21 protein-coding genes are annotated in these 23,651 nt (G+C 61.3%); 8 read left to right on the plus strand and 13 right to left on the minus strand.

The window, feature by feature from the left end; genetic code table 11:
• The coding region (locus CFE47_RS08670; protein WP_286818606.1) for a UDP-3-O-acyl-N-acetylglucosamine deacetylase at positions 1 to 203 on the plus strand (203 nt) is incomplete at its 5' end.
• Positions 204 to 292: 89 nt separating this feature from the next.
• On the opposite strand, the gene CFE47_RS08675 is transcribed toward CFE47_RS08670, so the two are convergent.
• The 6 genes from CFE47_RS08675 to CFE47_RS08700 all read right to left on the minus strand — a co-directional run bounded on the left by CFE47_RS08675 (position 293) and on the right by CFE47_RS08700 (position 9,787).
• Complete coding sequence (locus CFE47_RS08675) at positions 293 to 1,780, minus strand: sensor domain-containing diguanylate cyclase (protein WP_286836287.1); 1,488 nt, start codon at positions 1,778 to 1,780, stop codon at positions 293 to 295.
• Positions 1,781 to 1,866: 86 nt separating this feature from the next.
• Positions 1,867 to 3,189, minus strand: coding sequence for an OprD family porin (locus tag CFE47_RS08680; RefSeq protein WP_286836288.1), 1,323 nt, complete (start codon positions 3,187 to 3,189; stop codon positions 1,867 to 1,869).
• Between the two features lie 283 nt (positions 3,190 to 3,472).
• Positions 3,473 to 4,837 carry a heavy metal sensor histidine kinase gene (locus CFE47_RS08685; RefSeq protein WP_286836289.1) on the minus strand — a complete coding sequence of 455 codons (1,365 nt, stop codon included), beginning with the start codon at positions 4,835 to 4,837 and terminating at the stop codon, positions 3,473 to 3,475.
• Positions 4,827 to 5,519 carry a heavy metal response regulator transcription factor gene (locus CFE47_RS08690; protein ID WP_286836290.1) on the minus strand — a complete coding sequence of 231 codons (693 nt, stop codon included), beginning with the start codon at positions 5,517 to 5,519 and terminating at the stop codon, positions 4,827 to 4,829. Before CFE47_RS08690 ends, CFE47_RS08685 begins: the two co-directional genes overlap by 11 nt.
• Positions 5,520 to 5,528: 9 nt before the next feature.
• Positions 5,529 to 8,624, minus strand: coding sequence for a multidrug efflux RND transporter permease subunit (locus CFE47_RS08695; protein WP_286836291.1), 3,096 nt, complete (start codon positions 8,622 to 8,624; stop codon positions 5,529 to 5,531).
• The gene (locus CFE47_RS08700) at positions 8,621 to 9,787 is read right to left on the minus strand and encodes an efflux RND transporter periplasmic adaptor subunit (protein WP_286836292.1); all 1,167 of its coding nucleotides are present in this window, start codon (positions 9,785 to 9,787) and stop codon (positions 8,621 to 8,623) included. Before CFE47_RS08700 ends, CFE47_RS08695 begins: the two co-directional genes overlap by 4 nt.
• A gap of 213 nt (positions 9,788 to 10,000) precedes the next feature.
• Here CFE47_RS08700 and CFE47_RS08705 point away from each other — a divergent pair, with 213 nt between their 5' ends.
• The 3 genes from CFE47_RS08705 to CFE47_RS08715 all read left to right on the plus strand — a co-directional run bounded on the left by CFE47_RS08705 (position 10,001) and on the right by CFE47_RS08715 (position 12,852).
• Positions 10,001 to 10,234 carry a hypothetical protein gene (locus CFE47_RS08705; protein WP_286836293.1) on the plus strand — a complete coding sequence of 78 codons (234 nt, stop codon included), beginning with the start codon at positions 10,001 to 10,003 and terminating at the stop codon, positions 10,232 to 10,234.
• A 165-nt stretch (positions 10,235 to 10,399) separates the two neighbouring features.
• Entirely contained in the window at positions 10,400 to 11,170 is a 771-nt protein-coding gene (locus CFE47_RS08710; RefSeq protein ID WP_286836294.1) for a transporter substrate-binding domain-containing protein, read from the plus strand.
• Positions 11,171 to 11,277: 107 nt separating this feature from the next.
• Positions 11,278 to 12,852, plus strand: coding sequence for a methyl-accepting chemotaxis protein (locus CFE47_RS08715; RefSeq protein ID WP_286836295.1), 1,575 nt, complete (start codon positions 11,278 to 11,280; stop codon positions 12,850 to 12,852).
• Between the two features lie 128 nt (positions 12,853 to 12,980).
• Here CFE47_RS08715 and CFE47_RS08720 read toward each other — a convergent pair whose 3' ends face one another.
• From CFE47_RS08720 to CFE47_RS08740, 5 genes are all read right to left on the minus strand, one after another.
• The gene (locus tag CFE47_RS08720) at positions 12,981 to 13,724 is read right to left on the minus strand and encodes a YkgJ family cysteine cluster protein (RefSeq protein WP_286836296.1); all 744 of its coding nucleotides are present in this window, start codon (positions 13,722 to 13,724) and stop codon (positions 12,981 to 12,983) included.
• 108 nt (positions 13,725 to 13,832) lie between these two features.
• Positions 13,833 to 14,315: a GNAT family N-acetyltransferase gene (locus tag CFE47_RS08725; protein ID WP_286836297.1), complete on the minus strand. Its 483-nt coding sequence runs from the start codon at positions 14,313 to 14,315 to the stop codon at positions 13,833 to 13,835.
• Entirely contained in the window at positions 14,312 to 15,214 is a 903-nt protein-coding gene (locus CFE47_RS08730; RefSeq protein ID WP_185708421.1) for a chemotaxis protein CheV, read from the minus strand. The genes CFE47_RS08725 and CFE47_RS08730 overlap by 4 nt, the downstream gene beginning before the upstream one ends.
• 85 nt (positions 15,215 to 15,299) lie before the next feature.
• Positions 15,300 to 16,274, minus strand: coding sequence for a 2-hydroxyacid dehydrogenase (locus CFE47_RS08735; protein WP_286836298.1), 975 nt, complete (start codon positions 16,272 to 16,274; stop codon positions 15,300 to 15,302).
• A 195-nt stretch (positions 16,275 to 16,469) separates the two neighbouring features.
• Positions 16,470 to 17,438, minus strand: a complete 969-nt coding sequence (locus CFE47_RS08740; RefSeq protein WP_286836299.1) for a LysR family transcriptional regulator — start codon at positions 17,436 to 17,438, stop codon at positions 16,470 to 16,472.
• 183 nt (positions 17,439 to 17,621) lie between these two features.
• On the opposite strand from CFE47_RS08740, the gene CFE47_RS08745 reads away from it, so the two are divergent.
• Genes CFE47_RS08745 through CFE47_RS08760 form a run of 4 tightly spaced genes read left to right on the plus strand, consistent with a single transcriptional unit; the run spans position 17,622 to position 22,406 of the window.
• Entirely contained in the window at positions 17,622 to 19,157 is a 1,536-nt protein-coding gene (locus tag CFE47_RS08745) for an efflux transporter outer membrane subunit (protein ID WP_286836300.1), read from the plus strand.
• A 10-nt stretch (positions 19,158 to 19,167) separates the two neighbouring features.
• Positions 19,168 to 21,345: an FUSC family protein gene (locus tag CFE47_RS08750; RefSeq protein ID WP_286836301.1), complete on the plus strand. Its 2,178-nt coding sequence runs from the start codon at positions 19,168 to 19,170 to the stop codon at positions 21,343 to 21,345.
• Positions 21,335 to 21,535 (plus strand): DUF1656 domain-containing protein, encoded by a 201-nt coding sequence (locus tag CFE47_RS08755; RefSeq protein ID WP_159962590.1) that lies wholly within the window; start codon positions 21,335 to 21,337, stop codon positions 21,533 to 21,535. The genes CFE47_RS08750 and CFE47_RS08755 overlap by 11 nt, the downstream gene beginning before the upstream one ends.
• Before the next feature lie 10 nt (positions 21,536 to 21,545).
• Positions 21,546 to 22,406 (plus strand): efflux RND transporter periplasmic adaptor subunit, encoded by an 861-nt coding sequence (locus tag CFE47_RS08760; protein ID WP_185708426.1) that lies wholly within the window; start codon positions 21,546 to 21,548, stop codon positions 22,404 to 22,406.
• Positions 22,407 to 22,431: 25 nt separating this feature from the next.
• Here CFE47_RS08760 and CFE47_RS08765 read toward each other — a convergent pair whose 3' ends face one another.
• Entirely contained in the window at positions 22,432 to 22,833 is a 402-nt protein-coding gene (locus tag CFE47_RS08765) for a DUF4440 domain-containing protein (RefSeq protein ID WP_185708427.1), read from the minus strand.
• Entirely contained in the window at positions 22,833 to 23,645 is an 813-nt protein-coding gene (locus CFE47_RS08770; protein WP_286836302.1) for an SDR family oxidoreductase, read from the minus strand. The genes CFE47_RS08765 and CFE47_RS08770 overlap by 1 nt, the downstream gene beginning before the upstream one ends.
• Between the last annotated feature and the right edge of the window lie 6 nt (positions 23,646 to 23,651).

Genomic DNA, 23,651 nt, shown 5'->3' on the forward strand with positions numbered 1-23,651 from the left:
ACAAGATCCTCGATGCAATCGGTGACCTCTACCTGCTGGGCAATAGCCTGATAGGCGAGTTCAAAGGCTTCAAGTCGGGCCACGCCCTTAACAACCAGCTGCTGCGCAAGTTGATTGAGCAGACAGATGCTTGGGAAGTCGTGACCTTCGAAGATGCCAGCACCGCACCGATCTCTTACATGCGTCCCGTTGCGGCGGTGTAAGTAACAACTCTCTTTCTTTAGTTTTGAAAGGCTGCCTTCGGGTGGCCTTTTTTTATGCCTGATCGTTCCCACGCAGAGCGTGGGAACGATCAGTCGGACTCCACAATCCGATTCCGCCCCGTATGCTTGGCCTCGTACAACGCCTGATCCGCACTCAACAGCAACGCTTCCAGTGACATGCGGCTGCGCTTGTCCCAGGTGCTCATGCCAATACTCACGGTAATCGGCCGCTCATCTCCCGCCATACGGGGCAAATGCTCGATGCTGCTGCGGATGTGTTCGGCAATCACCAGCGCGCCCTTGGCGTCGGTGTGCGGCAGGACCACGGCGAACTCTTCACCGCCATACCGCGCCGCTAGATCGGCGGGACGGCGAATATTGGTGCTAATCACCTGAGCAACCCTACGCAATGCCTCATCGCCTCCGTGATGGCCATGGCGGTCGTTGAATGCCTTGAAGTGGTCCACGTCGATCATCAGCAGCGTCAAAGGATCAGCTGAGCGCTGGGCACGGTCCCATTCCAGGCGCAGACGTTCGTCGAGTACGCGACGGTTGGCAAGGCCGGTCAACGCATCGGTGGCTGCCAGTTCTGACAGCACGCGTTCGGTGCGATAGCGACGCCGCAGCTCTCGGCGCAACATCCAGGTCAGCCATAGCAGGCCAATGCACAGCACGCCGGTGGCGCCGCTGGTGAGCAGTGCGGCACGGTTCCAAGGGGCGAACACATCATCGCTGGCCAGGGCCACTACCACTATCAGCGGCAACTCACCGACGTTGCTGAAGGTATACAGGCGTTCTTGCCCGGTAATGGAGGAGATCGCCTGAAAGCTGCCTTCGCCTTCGAGCAGCATGCGTTTGAAGTTAGGGCGGTCGCTCAGGTCCTTGTCGATCATGTCGCGCTCGGACAACGGCTGCTGGGCCAGGAGAATGCCTTGGGCGTTCAGCAGGTTGACGGTGCTGCCATTGCCGATGGTCAGGCGGTTGAACAATTGGTCGAAGTACGCCAGCCGCATCGTTGCGACGGCTACCCCGGCAAACTCACCATTGGGCCCGGAAACCCGACGGCTGAATGCAATACGCCAGACTTGATCGCACGCGCAGCGGATCTTGAACGGGCGACTGATAAACAGCCCTGCTTGGGGATTGTTCAGATGGGCCTGGAAATAATCGCGGTTGGCGAAGTTGCGCGGCGTCGGCCACAAGGTCGAGGAGTCGGCAATCACCGCGCCGTTGGCGTTCAGCAACAGCACTTCGCCTTTGAAGGGGGCCGCGATGGACTGGTCAAACTGCACCAGATGCTGGATGTCCGGGGACACCAGGGATAAATCCTTGCGCGTGGTCGCGCTGATCAGCCCTTGTAGTGCAAGGTCGTATAGCTCGACGTTGCGCAGCACATCGGCATTGATCAGTTGGGTAATGTTGGTGGTCGAGCGCTGGGCAGCCTGCAGGGTGCTGGCATGTTCGCGAATCAGCAGCGCAGCAACGATCACCATGATCAAGACGACAGTGACGCTACTGCCCAGAATCAAAAAAAGCTCTGGGCGTGAGCGCCGGTGGCGGGCGTGGGGTTGACTCATCGGGCAAACTTCAGCGGTGAGAATACTGGCAGTTTAGTTCTACGCGATGAAAATTAAATGAGGCGTGGCAAAGAAAGATCCAGGTCTCAGAACACGTTGATCGGGTAGTCGATAATCACGCGGTACTCATCCACGTCCCGATCGACTGCCGAGTAGCCGTTGCTGCCCCGATTGGTAGCCCATTGCAGGCGCACGGCCAGGTCCTTGGCCTTGCCGCCTTGCACCACGTATTTCAAGTCGATGTCCCGTTCCCAATGCTTGGCGTCTTTGCCGTCAGCGCTGTACCAGCTGCTGTAGCCACGGCTTTGCGGGTCGACTTTGGTCAGGTCGGTCTTGCCGCTGATATACGACACCGCCGAGGTCAGGCCAGGCATGCCGAGCCCTGCGAAGTCATAGGCGTACTTGAGTTTCCACGAGCGCTCGTTGGGGCCGTTGAAGTCAGAGTACTGCTGGGAGTTGTCCAGGTACACGCTGTCGCCCTGGGCGATGTAGTCGAACGGCGTGTTGCCGTTAACCCGCTGGTAGGCGGCGGTGACGCTGTGGTTGCCCACGCCCACGGTGAAATGCAGGCTGTAGGTGTTGTTGTCGATGTTCCCCAGCAGCGATTGACCGGTGTCCTGGGTGTGGTAGTAGTGCAGGCCCGGGTTGAGGCTGACCAGGTCATTCAGCGCGTAGGTGTAGTCCAGGTCGTAGTAGTACTGATGCCATACGTCCTTGAGTTCGGACGCGTAGAGGTTGCTGGTCAGGCCAGGAATACCGCTGAACGACACGCCCGCCCAGTTCATGTGCTGGCTGTCGGTATTGGGCGGCAGGGTGCCATAGCTGGTGCCAATGCGCCGGTGGCCACTCTGGTTGTAGAGCTTGGTGAAACTGGCTTGGCCGCCTTCGAACATCCAACCGTCGAGGCTGTGATTGGTCAGGCTGACGCCACGGAATGTCTGCGGCAGCATGCGCGTCATGCCGCCGGCAATCACCGGGTTGTTGAGAAACAGGTCGCCGGCCTTTAACTCGGTATCGAACGCGCGCATTTTCAAGGTGCCGCCCGCTGTGGAAAACGAACCTGGCGCCTTGCCGTTGCCACTGCCGTACGGAAGGATGCTGGAACCGTCGGTGCCGCCACCGCCGTCAAGCTTAAGACCCAGCATTGCGTTTATGTCCAGTCCGAAACCCACGGTGCCTTGGGTGTAGCCGGATTCGAAGGTGCCGAGAAAACCCTGGCCCCATTCCTTGCTGTCATCGGTGTGGATATCGCGACGGTCGCGGTTCATGTAGTAATTGCGGGTGTTGAGGGTGAGGTGCGAGCCTTCGACGAAACCGTCGGCGGGGGTGGAGTCTGCCGCGTGGGCAAGAGGGGCGATCGTTGCTGTAATCGCTAGGAATAGCGGGGTGAACGTCAGCGAGTTCTTCACCGGTGGAGCTCCTTTGGTCAATCGAAAACGGCCAATGTCGTGGGGGTGTGCCTGGCCTTTTTTACGGCAAAAAAAAGCCGCTGAAGTCAGCGGCTTTAAGACAGATTCCCAGTGTAGAGCCCTGGAAAAAAGTCGAGGGAAATTCGGGTAAGCGGGGACTGCCTTTGCCGTCGCGCTCATCGATGCGTCAAATTAACGCAGGCGAGCGGTACGATACAGAGTGTAACAAGATAATGACTGTTGCCCAAATCGCAACAGTTAGAGACGCCGAGGTGTTTGGGAGCTACACGGGCAAGGTAATGCCAAATGTATTGCCGCCGTGCTCACTGCGCACAAACACATCACCGCCGTGCATCAGTGCAATCGCCTTGACGATCGCCAGCCCCAGGCCGTGATTGGCCCCGCTGTTGCTGCGCGATGCGTCCACTCGATAGAAGCGTTCGAACAAACGTGGCAGGTGCTCGCTGGCGATCGCGTTGCCAGGGTTGGTGACGCCGATGGCGACCTGGTGCTCCTGCACTTCAATGTTCACTTCAATGGCCTGCCCCGGCGCGGTGTGCCGTACCGCATTGCTCAGCAGGTTGATCAGCGCGCGGCGCAGGTGGGCTTTTTCGATTTGCACTTGGGCATCGCCGTGGACAAGCACCTTGACCTGGGCGTCCTCAAGGATGAAGTCCAAGTAGTCGAGGGTGGTCGCCACCTCATCAGCCAGTGAGCTTTGAATCAGTTTGGTGGCTTTGCTGCCCTGGTCGGCGCTGGCGAGGAACAGCATGTCGTTGATGATCGAGCGTAGGCGTTCCAGCTCTTCAAGGTTGGATTGCAGCACCTCGAAATAATGTTCGGCTGAACGCCCGCGTGTCAGGGCCACCTGGGTCTGGCCGATCAGGTTGGTCAACGGCGAACGCAGTTCGTGGGCCACGTCGGCGTTGAACGACTCCAGGCGCGAATAGGCCTGTTCGACGCGGTCGAGGGTGGCGTTGAACGAGTTGACGAACTGGCTCAGCTCCGGGGGGAGCCGCGACAGATGCAGGCGCCCAGAGAGTTTTGGCGGTGTGAGCTTCTGTGCTTCATCCGACAATTTGCCCAACGGCTTGAGCCCGATACGCGAGACCCAGAACCCCAATAGCGCAGCGAGCACCACGCCGACAAACGCCAGGCCGATCAGCGCCATCAGCAAATGATGTTGGGTGGCGTGGAAGTTTTCTGTGTCGATGGCAATGATGAAACGCAACGGCGGCCGCTGGTCCTTGGCCGGGAACTGACTCACCAGTGCCTTGAACGGATGATCGTAGCCCGGCAGATGCAAATCACGCTTGCCAGTACCACCCTGGGCAAAGGCGCGGATCTGCGCATCGGGGTTGCCGTATTCGTAGAGCGGGTCACCACTGATGACCCAGAAACGGATGCGCTGGTCTTCTTCACCGAGCAATTTGAGTTTGGCAGTGATCTTCGCCCAGTGATCGGGCGTGCCGAAGCGGCCTACTGATGATTCCAGCACGCTGTAGCGAGCGTCCAGTTCGGCCCCCGGCAACGCCCCGAGGCTCTGGTCCACCTGCTGGTACAGCGCACCGCCGATCAACATGAAGATCAGCAACGCCACCAACGTGAACATGCCGCTCAGGCGCAGGGCAATGGAGTTAGCCACCACTTGGGTTCTCCTGCATGCGGCTCTCCAGCACATAGCCCATGCCGCGGATAGTGTGCAGCAGTTTCTGTTCGAAAGGCCCATCGAGCTTGGCACGCAGGCGCTTGATCGCCACTTCCACCACGTTGGCGTCGCTGTCGAAATTGATGTCCCAGACCATTTCCGCAATGGAGGTCTTGGACAGGATCTCACCCTGGCGTCGCGCCAACACGCTGAGCAGCGAGAACTCCTTGGCCGTCAGGTCCAGGCGCAGGCCGTTGCGGCTGGCTTTGCGGCTGATGAGGTCGATCCACAAGTCGGCGACCGTCACCTGCACCGGCTCATGGCCACCGCTACGGCGAGTCAGGGCTTGCAGGCGCGCCACCAGCTCCAGGAACGAAAATGGCTTGCCCAAGTAATCATCGGCACCTTCACGCAAGCCACGAATGCGGTCTTCGACACGCTCGCGGGCGGTGAGCATGATCACCGGCGTCTGCTTGCGCGCACGCAGGGCACGCAACACGCCGAAGCCGTCCAGGCCCGGCAGCATCACGTCGAGCACGATCACTGCGTAGTCGTTCTCCAATGCCAGGTGCAAACCCTCGACGCCTTCGCGGGCCACATCGACGGTGTAGCCTTGTTCCGTCAGGCCGCGATGCAGGTAGTCTGCGGTTTTTTCTTCATCTTCAATAATCAGGACGCGCATGACACCGCCTCAGTGTGTGGTCGCCAACGCAGGCGTTGGTGTGGGCCGGTGGAAGAACTTCTCAAGGTACAAGTATATGACCGGTGTGGTGAACAGCGTCAGCGCCTGGCTCACCAGCAACCCGCCGACCACTGCGATGCCCAGTGGCTGGCGCAGTTCGGCGCCGACGCCGTAACCGAGCATCAGCGGCAGGGCGCCAAGCAGGGCCGCCAAAGACGTCATGATGATCGGACGGAACCGTGTGATGCACGCTTCGAAAATCGCATCCTGAGGCGTCAGCCCGCGTGTGCGTTGCGCCTCCAGGGCGAAGTCGATCAGCAAGATACCGTTCTTCTTGACGATGCCGATCAACAGCACCAGGCCGATCAACGCCATGATCGAGAAGTCCTGGCCCAGCAGCCACAGCATGATCAGCGCGCCCAAGCCTGCCGAAGGTAGGGTCGAGATGATGGTCAGTGGGTGCACAAAGCTCTCGTACAGCACGCCAAGAATAATGTAGACCGCCACCAGCGCCGCGAGAATCAGCCACGGCTGGCTGGCCAGCGAACTCTGGAATGCCTGGGCCGCACCCTGGAAATTGCCGATGATCGAGGACGGCATGCCGATCTCGTTCTTGGCCTGGTTGAGCAGAATTACCGCATCCCCCAGCGCCACGCCGGGCGCCAGGTTGAACGACAGGTTGGCAGCCGGGAACATGCCGTCATGACTGATGGACAGCGGCCCGACCGTGGGCGCATCGACCTTGGCCAGTGCCGACAGCGGCACCATTTCATTGGTCAGCGGTGAGCGCAGGTAGAAGTAGTTCAGGCTCTCGGCCTTGCCGCGCTGGCGGGTATCCAGTTCCAGCACCACTTGGTACTGGTTTATTTCGGTCTGGAACTCATTGACCTGGCGTTGGCCGAACGCGTCGTACAGCGCTTGGTCAACGTCGGTGGCGGTCAGGCCGAAGCGTGCGGCGGCACGGCGGTCGATGGTGATCTGGGTAATGCTGCCGCCCAGTTGCAGGTCGTTGGATATATCGCGGAACGCCGGAATGGCGCGCAGTTTTTCGGTCAAGCGCTGGGTCCAGGTGTTCAGCGTCGCACCGTCGTTACTTTTGAGCACATATTGGTATTGGCTGCGGCTGGGGCCGGAGCTGAGGTTGATGTCCTGACCGGCGCGCAGGTACAGGACAATCCCCGGCACAGCGGCCAGCTTGGGTCGGATGCGGTCGATGAATTGGCTGGCGGACACGTCCCTGTCACCCCGGTCTACCAGGGAGATCCAGAAGCGGCCGTTGGCGATGGTCTGGTTGCTGCCGGTCACGCCGACAGAGTGGGAGAACGCCCGCACGGCGGGGTCAGCCTTCATGATTTCGGCCAGTGCCTTGTGCTTGGCGACCATGTCTGGATAGGACACATCCGCCGCTGCCTCGCTGGTACCGAGGACGAAGCCGGTGTCCTGTACCGGGAAAAACCCCTTGGGGATAAACACATAACCGGCCACGGCCAGGCCCAGGGTCAGCAAGAAGATGCCGGCCATCGTACGTGGGTGGGCGAGGGCGCGGCGCAGGTATTTTTCGTAACCTGCCAGCAAGCGTTCGCCAAAGCCGGGGTTGTCATGGGGCCGATGGCTCGGCGCTTTCATGAACAGTGCCGCCAGGGTCGGTGCAAGTGTCAGGGACACTACGACGGAGATCAGGATGGTCGAGGTGGCAGTCAAGGCAAACTCCTTGAACAACCTGCCGACTACACCGCCCATGAACAGCAACGGAATGAAGGCCGCCACCAGCGACACACTGATGGATACCACGGTAAAGCCAATCTCACTGGCGCCTTTGATGGCGGCCTCGCGCTTGTCCAGGCCGGTTTCCAGATGGCGATGGATGTTCTCCACCACGACGATTGCGTCATCCACCACAAACCCCACAGCCACCACAATGGCCACGAGGGTCAGATTATTCAGGCTGAAGCCCATCACGTACATCAGGGCAAAGCTGGCGATCAACGACACCCCCAGCACGCTCGACACAATGAGGGTGGCCGACCATTGGCGCAGGAAAATCGCCATGACGCCGATCACCAGCAGAACGGCGATCAGCAGGGTCATTTCCACTTCGTGCAACGAGGCGCGGATGGTGGTGGTGCGGTCCATCAACACGCTGACCTGGACCGAGGCCGGTAGCATGGCTTCCAGGCGCGGCATTTCGGCCTGGATGCGTTCTACTGTTTCGACGATGTTGGCGCCGGGCTGACGGGTGATTACCAAGTTGACGCCGGGAGTGTCGCCGGCCCACGCCTGGACGTAGGCGTTTTCCGAGCCGTTGACCACTTTGGCCACATCGCGCAGTTGCACCGGTGCGCCGTTCTTGTAGGAAATGATCAGGTCGCCGTATTCATCCGGGTGAAACAGTTGGTCGTTGGTCGCGAGGGTCGACACGCTGTTCTGGCCGTACAGTGCGCCCTTGGCGAGGTTGAGGCTCGATTGCTGGATCGCCAGGCGCACATCCGCCAGGGTCAGGCCGATGGCGGCCAGTTTGTCGGGCGAGGCCTGCACGCGGATCGCGGGGCGCTGCTGGCCGGTGATATTGATCTGGCCAACGCCATCGATCTGGCTGATTTGCCGGGCGAGCAGGGTTTCCACCAAGTCACTCAATTCGGTGCCGGGCATGTCGTTGGAGCTGACACTGACGATCAGCACCGGGCTGTCTGCCGGGTTGACCTTGCGCCAGGTCGGCAGGCTTGGCATATCGCTGGGCAGTTTGCCGGCCGCGGTGTTGATGGCGGCCTGAACCTCCTGCGCGGCGGTGTCGATGCTCTTGTCGAGGGTGAACTGCAGGGTCAGCAGGCTTGAGCCCAAGGCGCTGCTGGACGTCATTTGGGTCATGCCGGGGATGGCACTGAATTGCACCTCCAACGGAGTGGCCACCGACGATGCCATGGTGTCGGGGCTGGCGCCGGGTAACTGTGCGGTGACCTGGATCGTCGGGAATTCGGCTTCCGGCAACGGGGCGATAGGCAATTTGGGGAAGGCAATCAGCCCCAACAACACCAGGGCGAAGGTGAGCAGCAAGGTGGCGACCGGGCGGTCGATGCACCAGGCAGAAACCGACCCCCGCGCCGTCATGGCTGCACCTTGACGTCAGCGGTCTCGATCGTCTGGGGCGGCTCTTTGAGAATCTCGACCTGGGCACCGGCCTTGAGCCGCGATTGACCATCGCTGACCAGTACGTCACCGGGCTGGACGCCCTTGAGGATAGAGCGCTCGCTGTCCTGGTACACCACTTGTACCGGCACGATGTCCACCTTGTCGCCGTTGACGCGGTACACGAAGTGCGAGTCCAAGCCGCGTTGCACCACGGTCGGCGGTACGGCCAGGGCGTTGCGGTCTAGGGCCGTCTGGATCTTGATTGTCACCAGTTGGCCTGGCCAGAGCTTCTGCGCGCTGTTGCGGAACTCGGCCTTGGCGCGAATGGTGCCGGTGGTGCTGTTGATCTGGTTGTCGATCAGGCTCAGGCGGCCTTCGCCCAGTAGCTCACTGTGTTCACCTTCGGTATCGGCACCGAGGAAGGCGTCGACGCTGGCCGGATACTCGGCGGCGATCAGGCCCTGGAGGGTCGGCAGCATCTGCTGGGGCAAGGAAAACTCGACTGCAATTGGGTCGATCTGGGTCACCGAGAACAAGCCTTGGGTGTCGCTCATGCGCAGGAAGTTGCCTTCATCCACCGTGCGAATACCGACGCGACCCGTCACCGGGGAGCGAATTTGCGTGTAGGAAAGCTGAACCTGGGCCGAATCGATCGCGGCCTGATTGCCTTGCACGGTTGCTTTCAATTGGTTGACCAGGGCTTGTTGCTGGTCGTAGGTCTGCTTCGACACGCCGTCATCGACACTCAGTTCTTTGTATCGCTTGAGGTTGACCAGCGCCACTTGCAACTGCGCCTGGCTTTCGCCCAATTGCGCCTTGGCCTGGTCGAGGCTGGCGCGAATCGAGCGGTCGTCGATGGTTGCCAGCAGGTCGCCGGCCTTGACCAGTTGCCCTTCCTTGACCAGCAATTTGGTGAGGACGCCGTCGATCTGCGGGCGGATCACCACACTGTGCAGCGACAGCACTGAACCGATCCCGCTGAGATAGCGCGGCAGGTCTTGTTCCACTACGTTGATCACGCGCACTGGCACGGTTGTCGAGGCAACCAGTTTGGTCTTGGCGGGCCGGGTGAAAAACCAGGCAGCAACGGCCACTATTATGAGGGCGCCTACGATCAAGGCGGTTTTGCGTTGAATATGCATGCTGTAGGGCGCCGGGACGAAAATTGGGAAGAATGACGCGTACTTATAGCGTGTGAACCCGGTCAACAAAGTGACCGCTATCTGACAGTGGCGTCAGTTAAGCCCTGACCATTCGTACGACAGTGGTTAAAGATTACGGGGCCGCAGGTATACTGCGCGCCAGTGTGGCCCGCAAGCCGGCCCGCCTCATTTTTTGCACGCTCCGGAGCTTCCATGACTTCCCCGACACAATCCCCTGTTGAAGCGGCCGACCTGGTCGATCCGGCAAGCGCCGAAAGCGTTGAAAAAACCGAGATTCCGGCGTTCAAGTTTCCGTTCAAGCCGGGTGAGCTGGCCGGGGCCAAGAATGCCGCCCAGCCTTGGTACAAGAATGGCGCCAAAAACGGCCATACGAAGTCTCCGGGCATGGCCCCACCGGGTACTCGCCGCTCGATGGGTAAACGCTAAGAGTAATAGGCTGAAGTCTGTTAGGGCTATTTCCTACAGATTGCGCTGAAGTTTCCGATTGTATGCCAGCGACCGTTTCTTGAAAGTTTGCACAGCTTTTGCTCTGCCCTGAGTTTTTTACCCGGGTGGAGCAGAGGTTGCTCTTTCCGGAAAAGGACGTTTCCCGTGGCGTTGATACACCTCTGTGCAGTGTTTGCTCTATTGCTCTCGGCGAATGCCGTTGCGGCCGTTGATCAACCGCGACGCGAGATCCGCTTCGCCATTGCTGCGCAATTCCCTCCTTTCCAGAGCCGCACCCCCCAAGGGCAGTTGGTCGGGCTGAATATCGAACTGGGCAACGCCCTGTGCCTGCAATTGAATGCGCGCTGCACGTGGGTCGACCAAGTACTGATCGAAAACTTCAAAGCCCTTGAAGCCCTGCAGTTCGACGCAATCATGGGCATCGCTCCCACGCCCGAGCGACGACGCTGGGTAAGCTTCACCGACAACCTTTATCCCTTCACCACTCGCCTGGTGGCACTTAAAAACTCAGGCCTGACACCGACTGCCAGGTCGCTGAAAGGCAAGCGAGTCGGCGTGTTGCTGGGGAGCAATCGTGAAGCCTTCGCCCGTTCCAAATGGGCACCCAAGGGCGTTATCGTCGAGAGCTTCTGGCTCAACGACGAGCTGGTCCGCAGCCTGGTGGCCGGTGAAATCGATGCAACCCTGCAGGGCACCGTGGAAATCCGCGACGTCTTGCTAGACACCGACACAGGCCAGGACTTCGACTTTGCAGGGCCCGCTGTTTCCGCGGAATTGCTGGGTGATGGTGCCGCGATCGCGCTGCGCAAACCGGACACGGCGCTGCGCAATGAACTCAACCATGCGCTTGAACAGTTGATGCAAAACGGCGAGTACCAGCGGATCGTCCAGCCTTATCGCTTGGAAATACAGTGATGGCCAATTAATTGCGCAGAACATGAGCTAGATCAGTATTTGCCCGATGGGGGCGCTTAGAGTCGACGCCCTGCCGACTCTTCTAACAATCACGAGCGCGCTTGCCCATGAAGATCAATCTGCCGGTCACCGGTCGAAATGTGGACTTTGCCCCTGACGCCAACATCCTTTCGACCACCGACCTGACGAGCGCAATTACCTACGCCAACCAAGACTTTATCGACATCAGTGGCTACAGCCGCGATGAGTTGTTGGGCACGCCGCATAACATCTTGCGTCACCCGGACATGCCGCCGCAGGCATTTGCCCACATGTGGCAAACCTTGAAAGCTGGGCGCTCATGGATGGGCATGGTGAAAAACCGTTGCAAGAACGGCGATCACTATTGGGTCAGCGCGTACGCCACGCCCGTGACGCGGGACGGTGTGACGGTGGAGTATCAGTCGGTGCGCACCAAGCCGGATGCGCGCACGGTAGCGGTAGCGGAACGGGCCTATGCGCGTTTGCTCACGGGTAAGCCCGCGCGCTGGCCGGTCGTGGGCCTGGGCCTGAAATTGTCGGCTTGGGTCGCTGCTGCCTGCGGTGTGACCGGGGCGTTGGTGTTGGGCTTGGCGGCCTATTCGCTGACCTGGCAACTGTTAGCGCTGGCTGCGGGCTGTGCGGCAGGCGCGGTGGGTGTAAGCGCGATCCTTCGACCTCTGGCCCAGTTGAGTCAGCGGGCACGCGTCATTGCCGATAACCCGTTAAGTCAGGCGATCTACACCGGCCGTCGGGATGAGTGCGGGCAGATCGCGTTCGCCCTGCAGATGCTCGAAGCCCAGGTGGGCGCGGTGGTGGGGCGTATCGGCGATGCTTCCCAGCGTCTGTCCGGGCATGCGTCCCAACTGGTGCGGCAACTCGATAGCAGCCACGCCAGTAGCCTGGGCCAGCAAGCCCAGACCGACCAGGTGGCCGCGGCGATCCATGAAATGGCCGCCAGCGTGGCCGAAATGGCCAACCATGCCCAGCAGGCGTCCAAGGCGGCAGACCAGGCCGGCAACGAGACCCGTGAAGGTCATCAACGCGTGGACGAGAGCCGCGACGCGGTATTGCGTCTGTCTCAGGAGTTGGCGCGCGCCACCGAGGTGATCCACCAACTGGAACACCACAGCGGCGAGATCAGCGGTGTACTTGAGGTGATACGCACGATTGCCGAGCAGACCAACCTGCTGGCGCTGAATGCCGCCATCGAAGCCGCGCGCGCCGGTGAACAGGGGCGCGGGTTTGCGGTGGTGGCCGATGAGGTGCGCGGCCTGGCCCAGCGCACTCAGCAATCGACCGATGAAATCCAGCGCATGATCAGCACCCTGCAAGGCGGCGCGCGGGATGCGGTGCAGGCCATGGCGCACAGCAGCGAGCATGTCGAGGCCAGTGTCCAACAGGCGCAACGGGCTGCTGCGGCGTTGGACGGCATCAGCCAGCGTGTCATGCAAATCACTGCCATGAGCCAGCAGATCGCGGCGGCCGTGGAGGAACAAAGTGCCGTGAGCGAAGACATCAATCGCAATGTCGTCGGCATTCGTAACGCTGGGCAGGCCACTGTCAGTGCCGGGCAGCAGAGCCAGCTCAGTTCGGAGGATGTGGCGGCGTTGGCGGAGGATTTGCGGCAGTTGGCGCGGGAGTTTTGGAGTGGGCGGCGCTGACTGTTGGTTTGATGGTGAATATTCCGGCCTCATCGCGGGCAAGCCCGGCTCCCACCTTTGACTGCATTCCAAAGTTGGAACACGGTCAAGTGTGGGAGCTGGCTTGCCTGCGAAAGCGGTGCTAAGGCTTACGCCGCCCTCAGCGAAATAAACGCATAATTGGCCGGCACCTGCGTCGCAATCTGCGCCCCGGCATCCAGCACCTGCTCGGCAATATCCATCCCCGACACATGAAACACCCACTCACTGGCCACCGCCGGCCGCTCCACCGCCAACTCAATCGCCTGTGCAAACGCGCCCATGTCCGGCAGGTACGCCGTAAACCCATCGCCCTTGAGCGCCGTGGTGCGAATGCCCAGCAACGCGCACACCGCCTCCTTGGCCTGCACGTCGTCGCGGTCGGCCTGGCGTGAGCGTTGGATCAGCTCGGCCAACGCCACGTCCATCAACTCACCCCCGACGATCAGCGCCGGCCCCTGCTCCCAGGACTCCGGCGGGCAATCCTTGGCGGCGGGGCTCAACGGGATATGTGGGTTGATCTCCATCGGATAAATGCGACACACCAAGGGCCGCCGTTCATAGATGCGGCAGCGATTGTCTTCGTCAAGATTCCGGCAGCGTCCGGCGTTGTAAGCGGCAAAAGTGATCGCCACAAACGCCTCGATGTTGCCGCTGGGCACCACCACCGAACGACGCTCGGCATGTTCGCGTTGTTGTTGGGGCAGGCCGAGGCCATTGCCGAGGAAACCTTCCACCAGAACAATGACATTACCGCCGTCGGCCGCCCACATACGGGCTTCGTCGAGGGTGAGGGGGACGTGATGGTCGGTGCAGCATTTACCGCAACCGACGCAGGAAAAGTGAGTGTTCATGGCGGATCTGTCACCAGGCAAGGTCAGAGGGCATGCTGGAACGGTGACGGGTTTTTACCTCTGTCCACCGAGCTGGCTCTCTGGAAGCAAGTTGTGCGCCAGCGCCTGTCAGTCCTCTTGCACTACATCCCGTAGGACGAATTTCATTCCCGCGCTTTCGTATAGCTGCCGGGCACGCAGGTTGCTTTCCAGCACCTTGAGGTCCACGTAGGGTTCGCCGCGCTGCTTGAACACCTGGAAACTGTGCAACAGCAGCGCGCGACCGAGCCCCTGGCCTTGGGCGCAAGGGTGCACGGACAGGTTCTTGATGAAGGCGCTGGTCCAGCACTGAGCTACGCCGATAATGCCCTCGGCGTTACTCGCCACCAGGCACAGCGTGGGGTCGAACTCGGCATCGGTGGTGAACTGGCGCTGCCAGGTTTCCAGGTTGGGCACGCGGCCGCCGCCTTGCTCCTGAGTCATGCGCAACACTGCGTGAATCGCTGGGGCCAGGTCGTCGCGGTAATGGTCCAACTGGGTATCGGCCGGCCATTGCGGGGCGGGCAGGCTGCCGGTGAGGTCGCGGCGCAGCAGTTGGAAATATTCGCTCACAGGCCTTTTTGCGCCACGGTTTGCGCAGCCACCACCAGGCACTTGGTCAGCTCGGGCGACGAGAACTTGGTCAGCACCGCGTCAGCGCCAGCCAGGCGGGCTTTTTCACTGTTCATCGCGCTGTCCAGGGAGGTGTGCAGCAACACGTAAAGCTCTTGGAAGTCTGGCGTTTCACGCAGGGTACGGGTGAGGGCGTAGCCGTCCATCTCGGACATTTCGATGTCAGACACCACTACGTTGATCTGCTGCGCGGTGCCTTGCAGTTCCAGCAGCACATCGATGGCTTCCTTGGCACTGCGTGCGGTGTGGCACGTGAGGCCCAGGTTGCGCAGGGTGTGCACCGACTGCTGCAGGGCCACTTGGCTGTCGTCCACCACCAGGATGCGCGCATTGCCGAGCACTTCCGCCTCTTCCATGGTCAGGTCGGTGGGCGCGGCTTCGATCTGCGCCGGGGCGATGCCGTGGATGACTTTTTCGATGTCCAGTACCTGCACCAGGCCGCCCTCTACCTGGGTAACCCCGGTGATAAACGAGCGATTGCCGCCGGACCCGAAGGGGGGCGGGCGAATGTCAGTGGTCAGGCAGTGCACGATCTTGCTCACCGCCTGCACATGCAGGCCCTGCTTGGAGCGGCTCACATCGGTGACGATCAGGCAGCCGCCGTCCGGGTCTTGCAGGGGCATTTCCCCCAGGGCACGGCTCAGGTCGATCACCGACAGCGAAGCGCCGCGCAAGGTGGCGATGCCTTTGACGTGAGGATGGGACTCCGGCAGCTTGGTCAGCGGCGGGCACGGAATGATTTCGCTGACTTTCAGCAGGTTGATCGCCATCAGCTTGCCGCTGCGCAGGGTAAAGAGCAGAAGCGAGAGTGAATCTGCGCGGGCTTTGGTGGTGGACATAAAAACCTTCTGTGGATCAGGGATGACATCTATAGAAGGTTATCGACTTGAGCGGCCCATGCTTTAGGGGCATGGGCCGCTAAAATCAGCCCTTCCAGACCTGCGGGTTCACGAGGTCCTGCGGACGCTGGCCCAGCAGGGCGCTGCGCAGGTTTTCCAGGGCGCGGTTGGCCATGGCTTCGCGGGTTTCATTCGTCGCCGAGCCGATGTGCGGCAAGGTCACCGCATTGCTCAACTGGAACAACGGCGACTCGCTCAACGGCTCCTGCTCATACACATCCAGCCCGGCACCCCGAATACGTTGGGTTTGCAGCGCTTCGATCAGCGCCGGCTCATCCACCACCGGGCCGCGAGAGATGTTGATCAGGATTGCGCTGGACTTCATCAGGCCCAGCTCGCGGGTGCTGATCAGGTGGCGAGTCTTGTCGCTCAACGGCACCACCAGGCACACGAAGTCCGACTCGGCCAGCAACTGGTCCAGGCTGCGGAACTGGGCGCCCAGCTCCTGCTCAAGCTCAGTCTTGCTGCTGTTGCCGCTGTACAGGATCGGCATGTTGAAACCCAGGCGACCGCGACGGGCCACGGCTGCGCCGATATTGCCCATGCCGACGATGCCCAAGGTCTTGCCGTGCACGTCGCAACCGAACAGCGGCGCACCCACGCTGGCTTTCCACTGGCCGGCTTTGGTCCAGGCATCCAGTTCGGCCACACGGCGTGCGCTGCTCATCAACAGGGCAAAGGCCAGGTCGGCGGTGCTTTCGGTGAGCACGTCGGGGGTGTTGGTGAGCATGATCCCGCGTTCATTGAAGTAGGGCACGTCGTAGTTGTCGTAGCCCACCGACACGCTGGACACCACTTCCAGCTTGCTCGCACCTTGCAACTGCTCGCGGCCCAGCTTGCGGCCCACCCCGATCAAACCGTGGGCGTGGGGCAGGGCTTCATTGAATTGAGCGTTGATATCACCCAGCTTGGGGTTAGGCGCGATCACCTCGAAATCCTGTTGCAGGCGTTCGATCATCTGCGGGGTGACACGGCTGAAGGCGAGGACAGTCTTTTTCATTGCAGGCGGGCTCATCGACTACGGAAGAATGCCAAGCACGCTAACATTCCTGCCCACGCTTGTCAGGACACCACCACGCTAAAGTGAGCAGCGTACCCCTGTGGGAGCTGGCTTGCCTGCGATAGCGGCGTACCAGGAAAACCGCTATCGCAGGCAAGCCAGCTCCCACAGTTGATCTCGGTTGTCTGGCAGGAATCAGTTCGCTAAACGAGCGCTGCCCAACCCGCCACTCACTTCATACGCCACCAACTCCGCCTGATGCGCCGCCAGAATCTCCGGCAACGAACCGCGCAGGTATTCCACCCAGGTCTTGATCTTCGCATCCAGGTATTGGCGCGACGGGTAGATGGCGTACAGGTTCAGCTCCTGGGAACGGTAGTTGGGCATCACCCGCACCAGGGTGCCGTTGCGCAGGCCTTCGATGGCCGCATACACCGGCAGCAGGCCAACGCCCATGCCGCTGGTGATCGCGGTTTTCATCGCGTCGGCCGAGTTCACCAGGAACGGCGAGGTGTTAATGGCCACGCTTTCCTGGCCTTCGGGGCCGTTGAAGGTCCATTTGTCCAACTGGATCACCGGGCTGACCAGGCGCAGGCACGCGTGGTTGAGCAAGTCATGGGGGCGTTGTGCGCAGCCCTTGGCCTTGACGTAATCCGGCGAGGCGCAGGCGATGCTGTAGGTGATGCCCAGGCGTTGGGACACGAAACCCGAGTCCGGCAGCTCGCTGGCCAGCACGATGGACACGTCGTAGCCCTCGTCGAGCAGGTCCGGTACACGGTTGGCCAGGGTCAGGTCGAAGGTCACGTCCGGGTGGGTGCGGCGGTAGCGGGCAATCGCGTCGATGACGAAATGCTGGCCGATGCCGGTCATGGTGTGCACTTTCAGCTGCCCGGCAGGGCGTGCGTGGGCGTCGCTGGCTTCGGCTTCGGCTTCTTCGACGTAGGCGAGGATTTGTTCACAGCGCAGCAAATAGCGTTTACCGGCTTCGGTCAGCGCTATGCGACGGGTGGTGCGGTTGAGCAAGCGGGTTTGCAGATGGGCCTCTAGGTTGGAGACCGCGCGCGAGACGTTGGCCGTGGTGGTGTCCAGTTGCACGGCGGCGGCGGTGAAGCTGCCAGCCTCGGCCACACAACTGAAGGCGCGCATGTTTTGCAAAGTGTCCATGGAGTGTTCTCAGGGGAGATAACAAATTGTGACAGAAAGTTACGCCGTCCAGTGATCCCTACCAACGGATTATCGCCTGAACGGTAACAAAGATTCACAGGAATGCCAGCTTATCGTCCTCAATGCCGCCGCCTAGAATTGCGCCACCTTCCCCCGCAACACCACCTCAGGAATTCGTTCGCCGTGCCGCGTCGCATCAGCAGAGAGCTCAAGACTCTCATTAACGGAGGGCTGAAGGCTCTCAGTGTTTGCGCCTTATCGTTAGCAATCAGCGGCTGTATCGGAACCGGAGGAATTGCCCCCCAAGGCCAGGCCCTCAGCGCCAACAACCTGGCCACCGACGAAGCGATCCAGAGCGCGGCCCAGGACGCCCATTGGCCCACAGCGCTTTGGTGGCAAGCCTATGGCGACGCCCAGCTCAACCATTGGGTCGACCTCGCCACCCAAAACAGCCCGAGCATGGCCATGGCTGCCGCACGCGTCCGTGAAGCACGGGCCATGGCCGGGATTGCCGAGTCAGCCGAGTCGTTGCAGATCAACAGCGACACCACCCTCAAGCGCCACAACTGGCCGAAGGACCAGTTCTACGGCCCCGGCGAGCTGAGCGGTGCCAACACCTGGGACAACAATTCCTCCCTTGGCCTGAGCTACGCCCTCGACCTGTGGGGCCGCGAAAGCAACACCACCGAGCGCGCCGTGGACATGGCGCACATGAGCGCCGCCGAAGCGCGCCAGGCCCAACTCGAATTGCAGAACAACGTCGTGCGGGCCTATATCCAGCTGTCGTTGCACTACGCCAACCGCGATATCGTCTCCGCCACCCTGGCCCAGCAACAGCAGATCCTGGACCTGGCCAACAAACGCCTGAACGCCGGGATCGGCACGCACTTCGACGTCAGCCAGGCCGAAACCCCGTTGCCGGAAACCCACCGCCAACTGGATGCTCTGGATGAAGAAATTGCCTTGAGCCGTAACCAGCTTGCCGCCTTGGCGGGCAAGGGACCGGGGGAGGGCGCAACACTGCAGCGCCCGACCTTGTCCCTCGCGGCCCCCTTGAAGTTGCCATCGAGCCTACCCGCGCAACTGCTCGGCCAACGCCCGGACGTGGTCGCCAGCCGTTGGCAGGTTGCTGCCCAAGCCCGTGGCATCGACGTGGCCCATGCCGGGTTCTATCCCAACGTCGACCTGGTGGGCAGCCTCGGCTACATGGCCACTGGCGGCGGCATGCTGGAGTTTCTGGCGGGCAAGAAATTCAACTACAACGTAGGCCCGGCGATCACCTTGCCGATCTTCGACGGCGGGCGTTTGCGCGCCGAACTAGGCGAAGCCAGTGCCGGTTACGACATCGCCGTCGCCAAGTACAACCAAACCCTGGTCAACGCGCTCAAGGGCATCAGCGACCAGTTGATCCGCCGCGAATCGATGGACAAGCAATCCAACTTCGCCGCCCAGTCGGTGGCCTCGGCGCAGAAAACCTATGACATCGCGATGATCGCCTACCAGCGTGGCCTCACCGACTACCTCAATGTGCTCAATGCCCAGACCTTGCTGTTCCATCAGCAGCTGATCGAGCAACAGGTACAGGCCGCCCGCCTGAGTGCACATGCCGAACTGGTCACCGCCCTGGGCGGCGGCCTCGGTGCCGGCAACGACGTACCCCAGGATGCCAAGACCCTCCCGAGCAAGACCCCGGCGGCACTCGCCGTGTTTGATCACTGAGTAGGACTGAATGACTCCCTTGCCTGCACCGCTGCGCTGGCTGCACTCCCTTGAGTGGCGCCGCGGTTTCTTCGACTGGGCACGCAGCGACGGCGTGACCTGGGTGTATATCTTCAAGGTGCTGATTGCCGCGTTCCTCACGCTGTGGCTGGCGATGCGTCTGGAACTGCCGCAACCGCGCACCGCGATGATCACCGTGTTTATCGTGATGCAACCGCAGAGCGGTCAGGTATTCGCCAAGAGTTTCTACCGCTTCCTGGGCACCCTGGCCGGGTCGGCGGTGATGGTGTTGTTGATCGCCTTGTTTGCGCAGAACACCGAACTGTTCCTTAGCGCGCTGGCGATCTGGGTTGGGGTTTGCACCGCTGGTGCAACGCGTAATCGCAACTTTCGCGCCTACGGTTTTGTACTCGCCGGCTACACCGCGGCGATGGTCGGCCTGCCAGCCCTGGCGCATCCAGACGGCGCATTTATGGCGGCAGTGTGGCGGGTGCTGGAAATTTCCTTGGGGATTTTGTGTTCTACGCTGGTCAGCGCCGCGATCCTGCCGCAAACCTCCAGCGCCGCGATGCGCAACGCCTTGTACCAGCGCTTTGGTGTGTTCGCGTTGTTCGTCACCGACGGCCTGCGTGGGCGCAGCCAGCGCGAAGGTTTCGAGGCCAGCAACGTGCGCTTTATCGCTGAAGCGGTCGGCCTGGAAGGGCTGCGCAGCCTGACCGTGTTTGAAGACCCGCACATGCGTCGGCGCAATGGTCGATTGAGTCGCCTCAACAGCGAATTCATGAGCATCACCACGCGCTTCAACGCCTTGCACCAATTGCTTGAGCGGCTGCGTACCGATGAGGCCGATCACGTGGTGGCGGCGATCAAACCCGGCCTGCACGAGCTGGCCGAGCTGCTCGATGGTTTCTCCGGACGTGCGCTTACCAGCCCCGATGCCGCGCGCCTGGTGGCGCAACTCACGGCCTATAAGGACGGCCTGCCGGCCAAGGTGCGTGCGTTGCGCGCGGCCTTTCAGGACGGCAACCCTACCGAAGCCGAGCAACTGGATTTCCACACTGCCTACGAGTTGCTCTACCGCTTTGTCGACGACTTGCACAACTACGCACAAACCCACGCCTCCCTGGCCGACCACAGCCACGCCCGGGAAGACTGGGACGAACCCTACACGCCCAAAACCAACTGGCTGGCCTGCGCGGCGTCGGGGATTCGCGCGTCATTCATCCTCATCGTGCTCGGCAGCTATTGGGTCGCCACCGCTTGGCCCAGCGGCGCGACCATGACGCTGATCGCTGCCGCCACCGTTGGCCTGTCCGCCGCCACGCCCAATCCCAAGCGCATGGCGTTCCAGATGGCCTGCGGCACCTTGATCGGCGCGCTGGTGGGTTTTGTCGAAATGTTCTTCGTGTTCCCCTGGATCGACGGCTTCCCGCTGCTGTGCGTGATGCTCGCCCCGGTGATCATCCTCGGCGCGTTCCTCGCTTCACGCCCGCAGTACGCAGGCGTCGGCGTTGGCCTGCTGATTTTCTTCAGCACCGGTTCGGTGCCAGACAACCTCACCATCTACAACCCCTACACCTTTATCAACGACTACATCGCCATGGTCATCGGCATGCTGGTGTGCGCGGCGGCGGGGGCAATCATCCTGCCGCCCAACAGCCGCTGGTTATGGCGCCGCCTGGAGCAGGACCTGCGCGAGCAAGTGGTGTACGCCATCAGCGGCAAGCTCAAGGGCCTGGCGTCGAGTTTTGAAAGCCGCACCCGTGACCTGCTGCACCAGGCCTACGGCCTTGCGGTTGGCCAGCCGCAAGTGCAGCGCGATTTACTGCGCTGGATGTTTGTGGTGCTGGAAGTCGGTCACGCGATCATCGAATTGCGCAAGGAACAGGCGATCCTGCCGGTGCACCCGGCGTACGCCGAGTCGCAGCCATGGCGCCAGGCGATCCGCGTGATGGGCCGCTCGTTGGTGCGGCTGTTCCTGCAACCCAGCGCCAGCAACCTGGAGCGCGGTTTGATCGCCGTCGACCATGCGATCAGCCGCGTGCAGGCCACCGATGAACCCTTCGCCCCGCACTTCGACACCTCGGCCCTGCGCCGGGTGAAAAGCTACCTGCACTTTATCCGCACCTCGTTGCTGGACCCGCAATCGCCACTCGCTGCCCTTAAAGGAGCTGCGCATGCCCCGTGAAATCGCGTTCCACGGCATCTACATGCCGACCATGACCTTGATGTTCCTGATCGCAGCTGGGCTGGCCTGGGGGCTGGATCGTTTTCTGGCCGGGTTCGACCTGTACCGTTTTTTCTGGCACCCGGCGTTGCTGCGCCTGAGCCTGTTCGTCTGCCTGTTCGGCGCCCTGGCGCTGACCGTCTACCGTTGAGAATGCCCCGATGAAAAAGTTTTTCAGCCTGCTTGCCACCCTGCTGGTACTGGCTTTGGCGATCTGGATTGGCCGCACGTTGTGGGTGCACTACATGGAGACTCCGTGGACCCGGGACGGCCGCGTGCGCGCCGACATCATCAACGTTGCCGCCGACGTGACCGGTGAAGTGGTCGACGTTCCGGTGCGTGACAACCAGTTGGTAAAAAAGGGCGACCTGCTGATGCAGATCGACCCCGAGCACTACCGTATCGCCGTCAAGCAGGCGCAGTCCCTGGTGGCATCGCGCAAAGCCACGTGGGAAATGCGCAAGGTCAACGCCCACCGCCGAGCGGATCTCGATGCGCTGGTGATTTCCAAGGAAAACCGTGACGACGCCAGCAACATCGCCGACTCAGCGTTGGCCGATTACCAGCACGCACTGGCGCAACTGGAAGCGGCCGAGCTGAACCTCAAACGCACCCAAGTGCTGGCGGCGGTGGACGGTTACGTCACCAACCTCAATGTGCATCGCGGCGACTATGCGCGCATTGGTGAGGCCAAGATGGCCGTGGTGGATATGAACTCGTTCTGGGTCTACGGCTTCTTCGAAGAAACCAAACTGCCGCATGTAAAGGTGGGCGACAAAGCCGATATGCAATTGATGAGCGGCGAGACGTTAAAGGGCCACGTGGAAAGCATCTCGCGCGGTATCTATGACCGTGACAACCCCGAAAGCCGTGAGCTGGTAGCGGATGTGAACCCGACGTTCAACTGGGTGCGCTTGGCGCAACGGGTGCCGGTTCGGATTCATATTGATGAAGTGCCGGACGGTGTTTTGTTGGCAGCCGGCATAACGTGCACGGTAATCGTCAACCAAACACCGAACTAACCGGTGGGCGCTGGCTTGCCTAAGGTCAGGCCTTGATGAAGGTTTCGTGCAGGTGGCGCCACAGCAGGGCGCCGCTGGCCTGTTTTTCGAATACCACGGTGGCGCGGCGATCTGTCTGCGTACCGCTGTCATCCACCTGATGCTCGCGATACGTCACCGTGGCACCTCGCGCATGCCGATCAATCCCGGCCATTTCACTCAAGGTGATCTTCAACCCCGGCCGCATGCCGCCCAGGCGCGTGAATAAAGCGTTGACCCCGGCAGCATTTACCCGTGTACCGGTGGCGGGGGCGATCATGCTGAACTCCGGGGAGAAGCGCGCGAGCAGGCTTTGCAACGTGCCTTCGGGTGCGACACCGGCGAACCATTGTTCGATCTCGACGTGGGTCTGGATCACTTCTTCGAAAAAGTCGCTGTAGTCGATCATTACAAACTCCGTTCCAAGCCAAAGCGCTTCTTCAACACGCTTTCCAATAAACCTTTGGGCAACAGGGCTGCCATCAACGGCAACGCCCGGCTGCCGTTTCCGGCGCGTAACAAGCGCGGTGGCGCGGGTTGTTGTACGCCTTTGAGCACTTGCGCGGCAAACCGACTGGCCGGTGTGGGGTTGTTCTGCGAGGCCTGAGAGCGTGCACGAATACCTTCACGCAGCGGCCACCAGGGAGATTTCTCGCTGATCAACAACTCAGCCTGCGCGCCCGCGTTTTTCGCGAAGCTTGTGTCTATCGCCCCCGGTTGCACTTCCATCACCCGCACTCCAAATGGCGCCAGCTCCATACGCAAGGCGTCACTCAGCGCATGCACGGCGGCTTTGGATGCGCAGTAAGCCCCGGCAAACGGCGTGACCAGCACCCCGGAAACACTGCCGATATTCACCACCAATCCTTTGCCGCGGCGCAGGGCCGGGAACAGTGCCTGGGTCACGCCGACGATGGAGAACACGTTGGTTTCGAATTGGCGTTGCATGGCTTCGGTGCCGCCGTCGAGCAGCGGGCCCATGGCGCCGTAGCCGGCGTTGTTGACCAGCACATCCAGTTCGCCCAGTTGTTCGGCCAGGCGTTGCAAGGCGACGCTGTCGTTGACGTCCAGTTCGACGGCGTTGAAGCCTGCGGCTGATAAACCGGCGACGTCTTCCGGGCGGCGGGCGCTGGCCCACACGTTGAAACCTGCGGTTTTGAAGGCATCTGCCAGGGCGCGGCCGATGCCGCTGGAACAGCCGGTGATGAGTACGTTAGGCATGGGGCA

The sequence above is a fragment of the Pseudomonas sp. PGPPP1 genome (genome assembly GCF_002255865.1).
GTDB lineage: Bacteria > Pseudomonadota > Gammaproteobacteria > Pseudomonadales > Pseudomonadaceae > Aquipseudomonas > Aquipseudomonas cremoris.

Coding starts and splice junctions, on each gene's coding strand:
- CFE47_RS08735 (WP_286836298.1), bottom strand. CDS start 16,274: ATGAAAAAGACTGTCCTCGCCTTCAGCCGTGTCACCCCGCAGATGATC.
- CFE47_RS08755 (WP_159962590.1), top strand. CDS start 21,335: ATGCCCCGTGAAATCGCGTTCCACGGCATCTACATGCCGACCATGACC.
- CFE47_RS08760 (WP_185708426.1), top strand. CDS start 21,546: ATGAAAAAGTTTTTCAGCCTGCTTGCCACCCTGCTGGTACTGGCTTTG.
- CFE47_RS08695 (WP_286836291.1), bottom strand. CDS start 8,624: ATGACGGCGCGGGGGTCGGTTTCTGCCTGGTGCATCGACCGCCCGGTC.
- CFE47_RS08740 (WP_286836299.1), bottom strand. CDS start 17,438: ATGGACACTTTGCAAAACATGCGCGCCTTCAGTTGTGTGGCCGAGGCT.
- CFE47_RS08750 (WP_286836301.1), top strand. CDS start 19,168: ATGACTCCCTTGCCTGCACCGCTGCGCTGGCTGCACTCCCTTGAGTGG.
- CFE47_RS08720 (WP_286836296.1), bottom strand. CDS start 13,724: ATGAACACTCACTTTTCCTGCGTCGGTTGCGGTAAATGCTGCACCGAC.
- CFE47_RS08690 (WP_286836290.1), bottom strand. CDS start 5,519: ATGCGCGTCCTGATTATTGAAGATGAAGAAAAAACCGCAGACTACCTG.
- CFE47_RS08770 (WP_286836302.1), bottom strand. CDS start 23,645: ATGCCTAACGTACTCATCACCGGCTGTTCCAGCGGCATCGGCCGCGCC.
- CFE47_RS08730 (WP_185708421.1), bottom strand. CDS start 15,214: ATGTCCACCACCAAAGCCCGCGCAGATTCACTCTCGCTTCTGCTCTTT.
- CFE47_RS08675 (WP_286836287.1), bottom strand. CDS start 1,780: ATGAGTCAACCCCACGCCCGCCACCGGCGCTCACGCCCAGAGCTTTTT.
- CFE47_RS08705 (WP_286836293.1), top strand. CDS start 10,001: ATGACTTCCCCGACACAATCCCCTGTTGAAGCGGCCGACCTGGTCGAT.
- CFE47_RS08715 (WP_286836295.1), top strand. CDS start 11,278: ATGAAGATCAATCTGCCGGTCACCGGTCGAAATGTGGACTTTGCCCCT.
- CFE47_RS08700 (WP_286836292.1), bottom strand. CDS start 9,787: ATGCATATTCAACGCAAAACCGCCTTGATCGTAGGCGCCCTCATAATA.
- CFE47_RS08765 (WP_185708427.1), bottom strand. CDS start 22,833: ATGATCGACTACAGCGACTTTTTCGAAGAAGTGATCCAGACCCACGTC.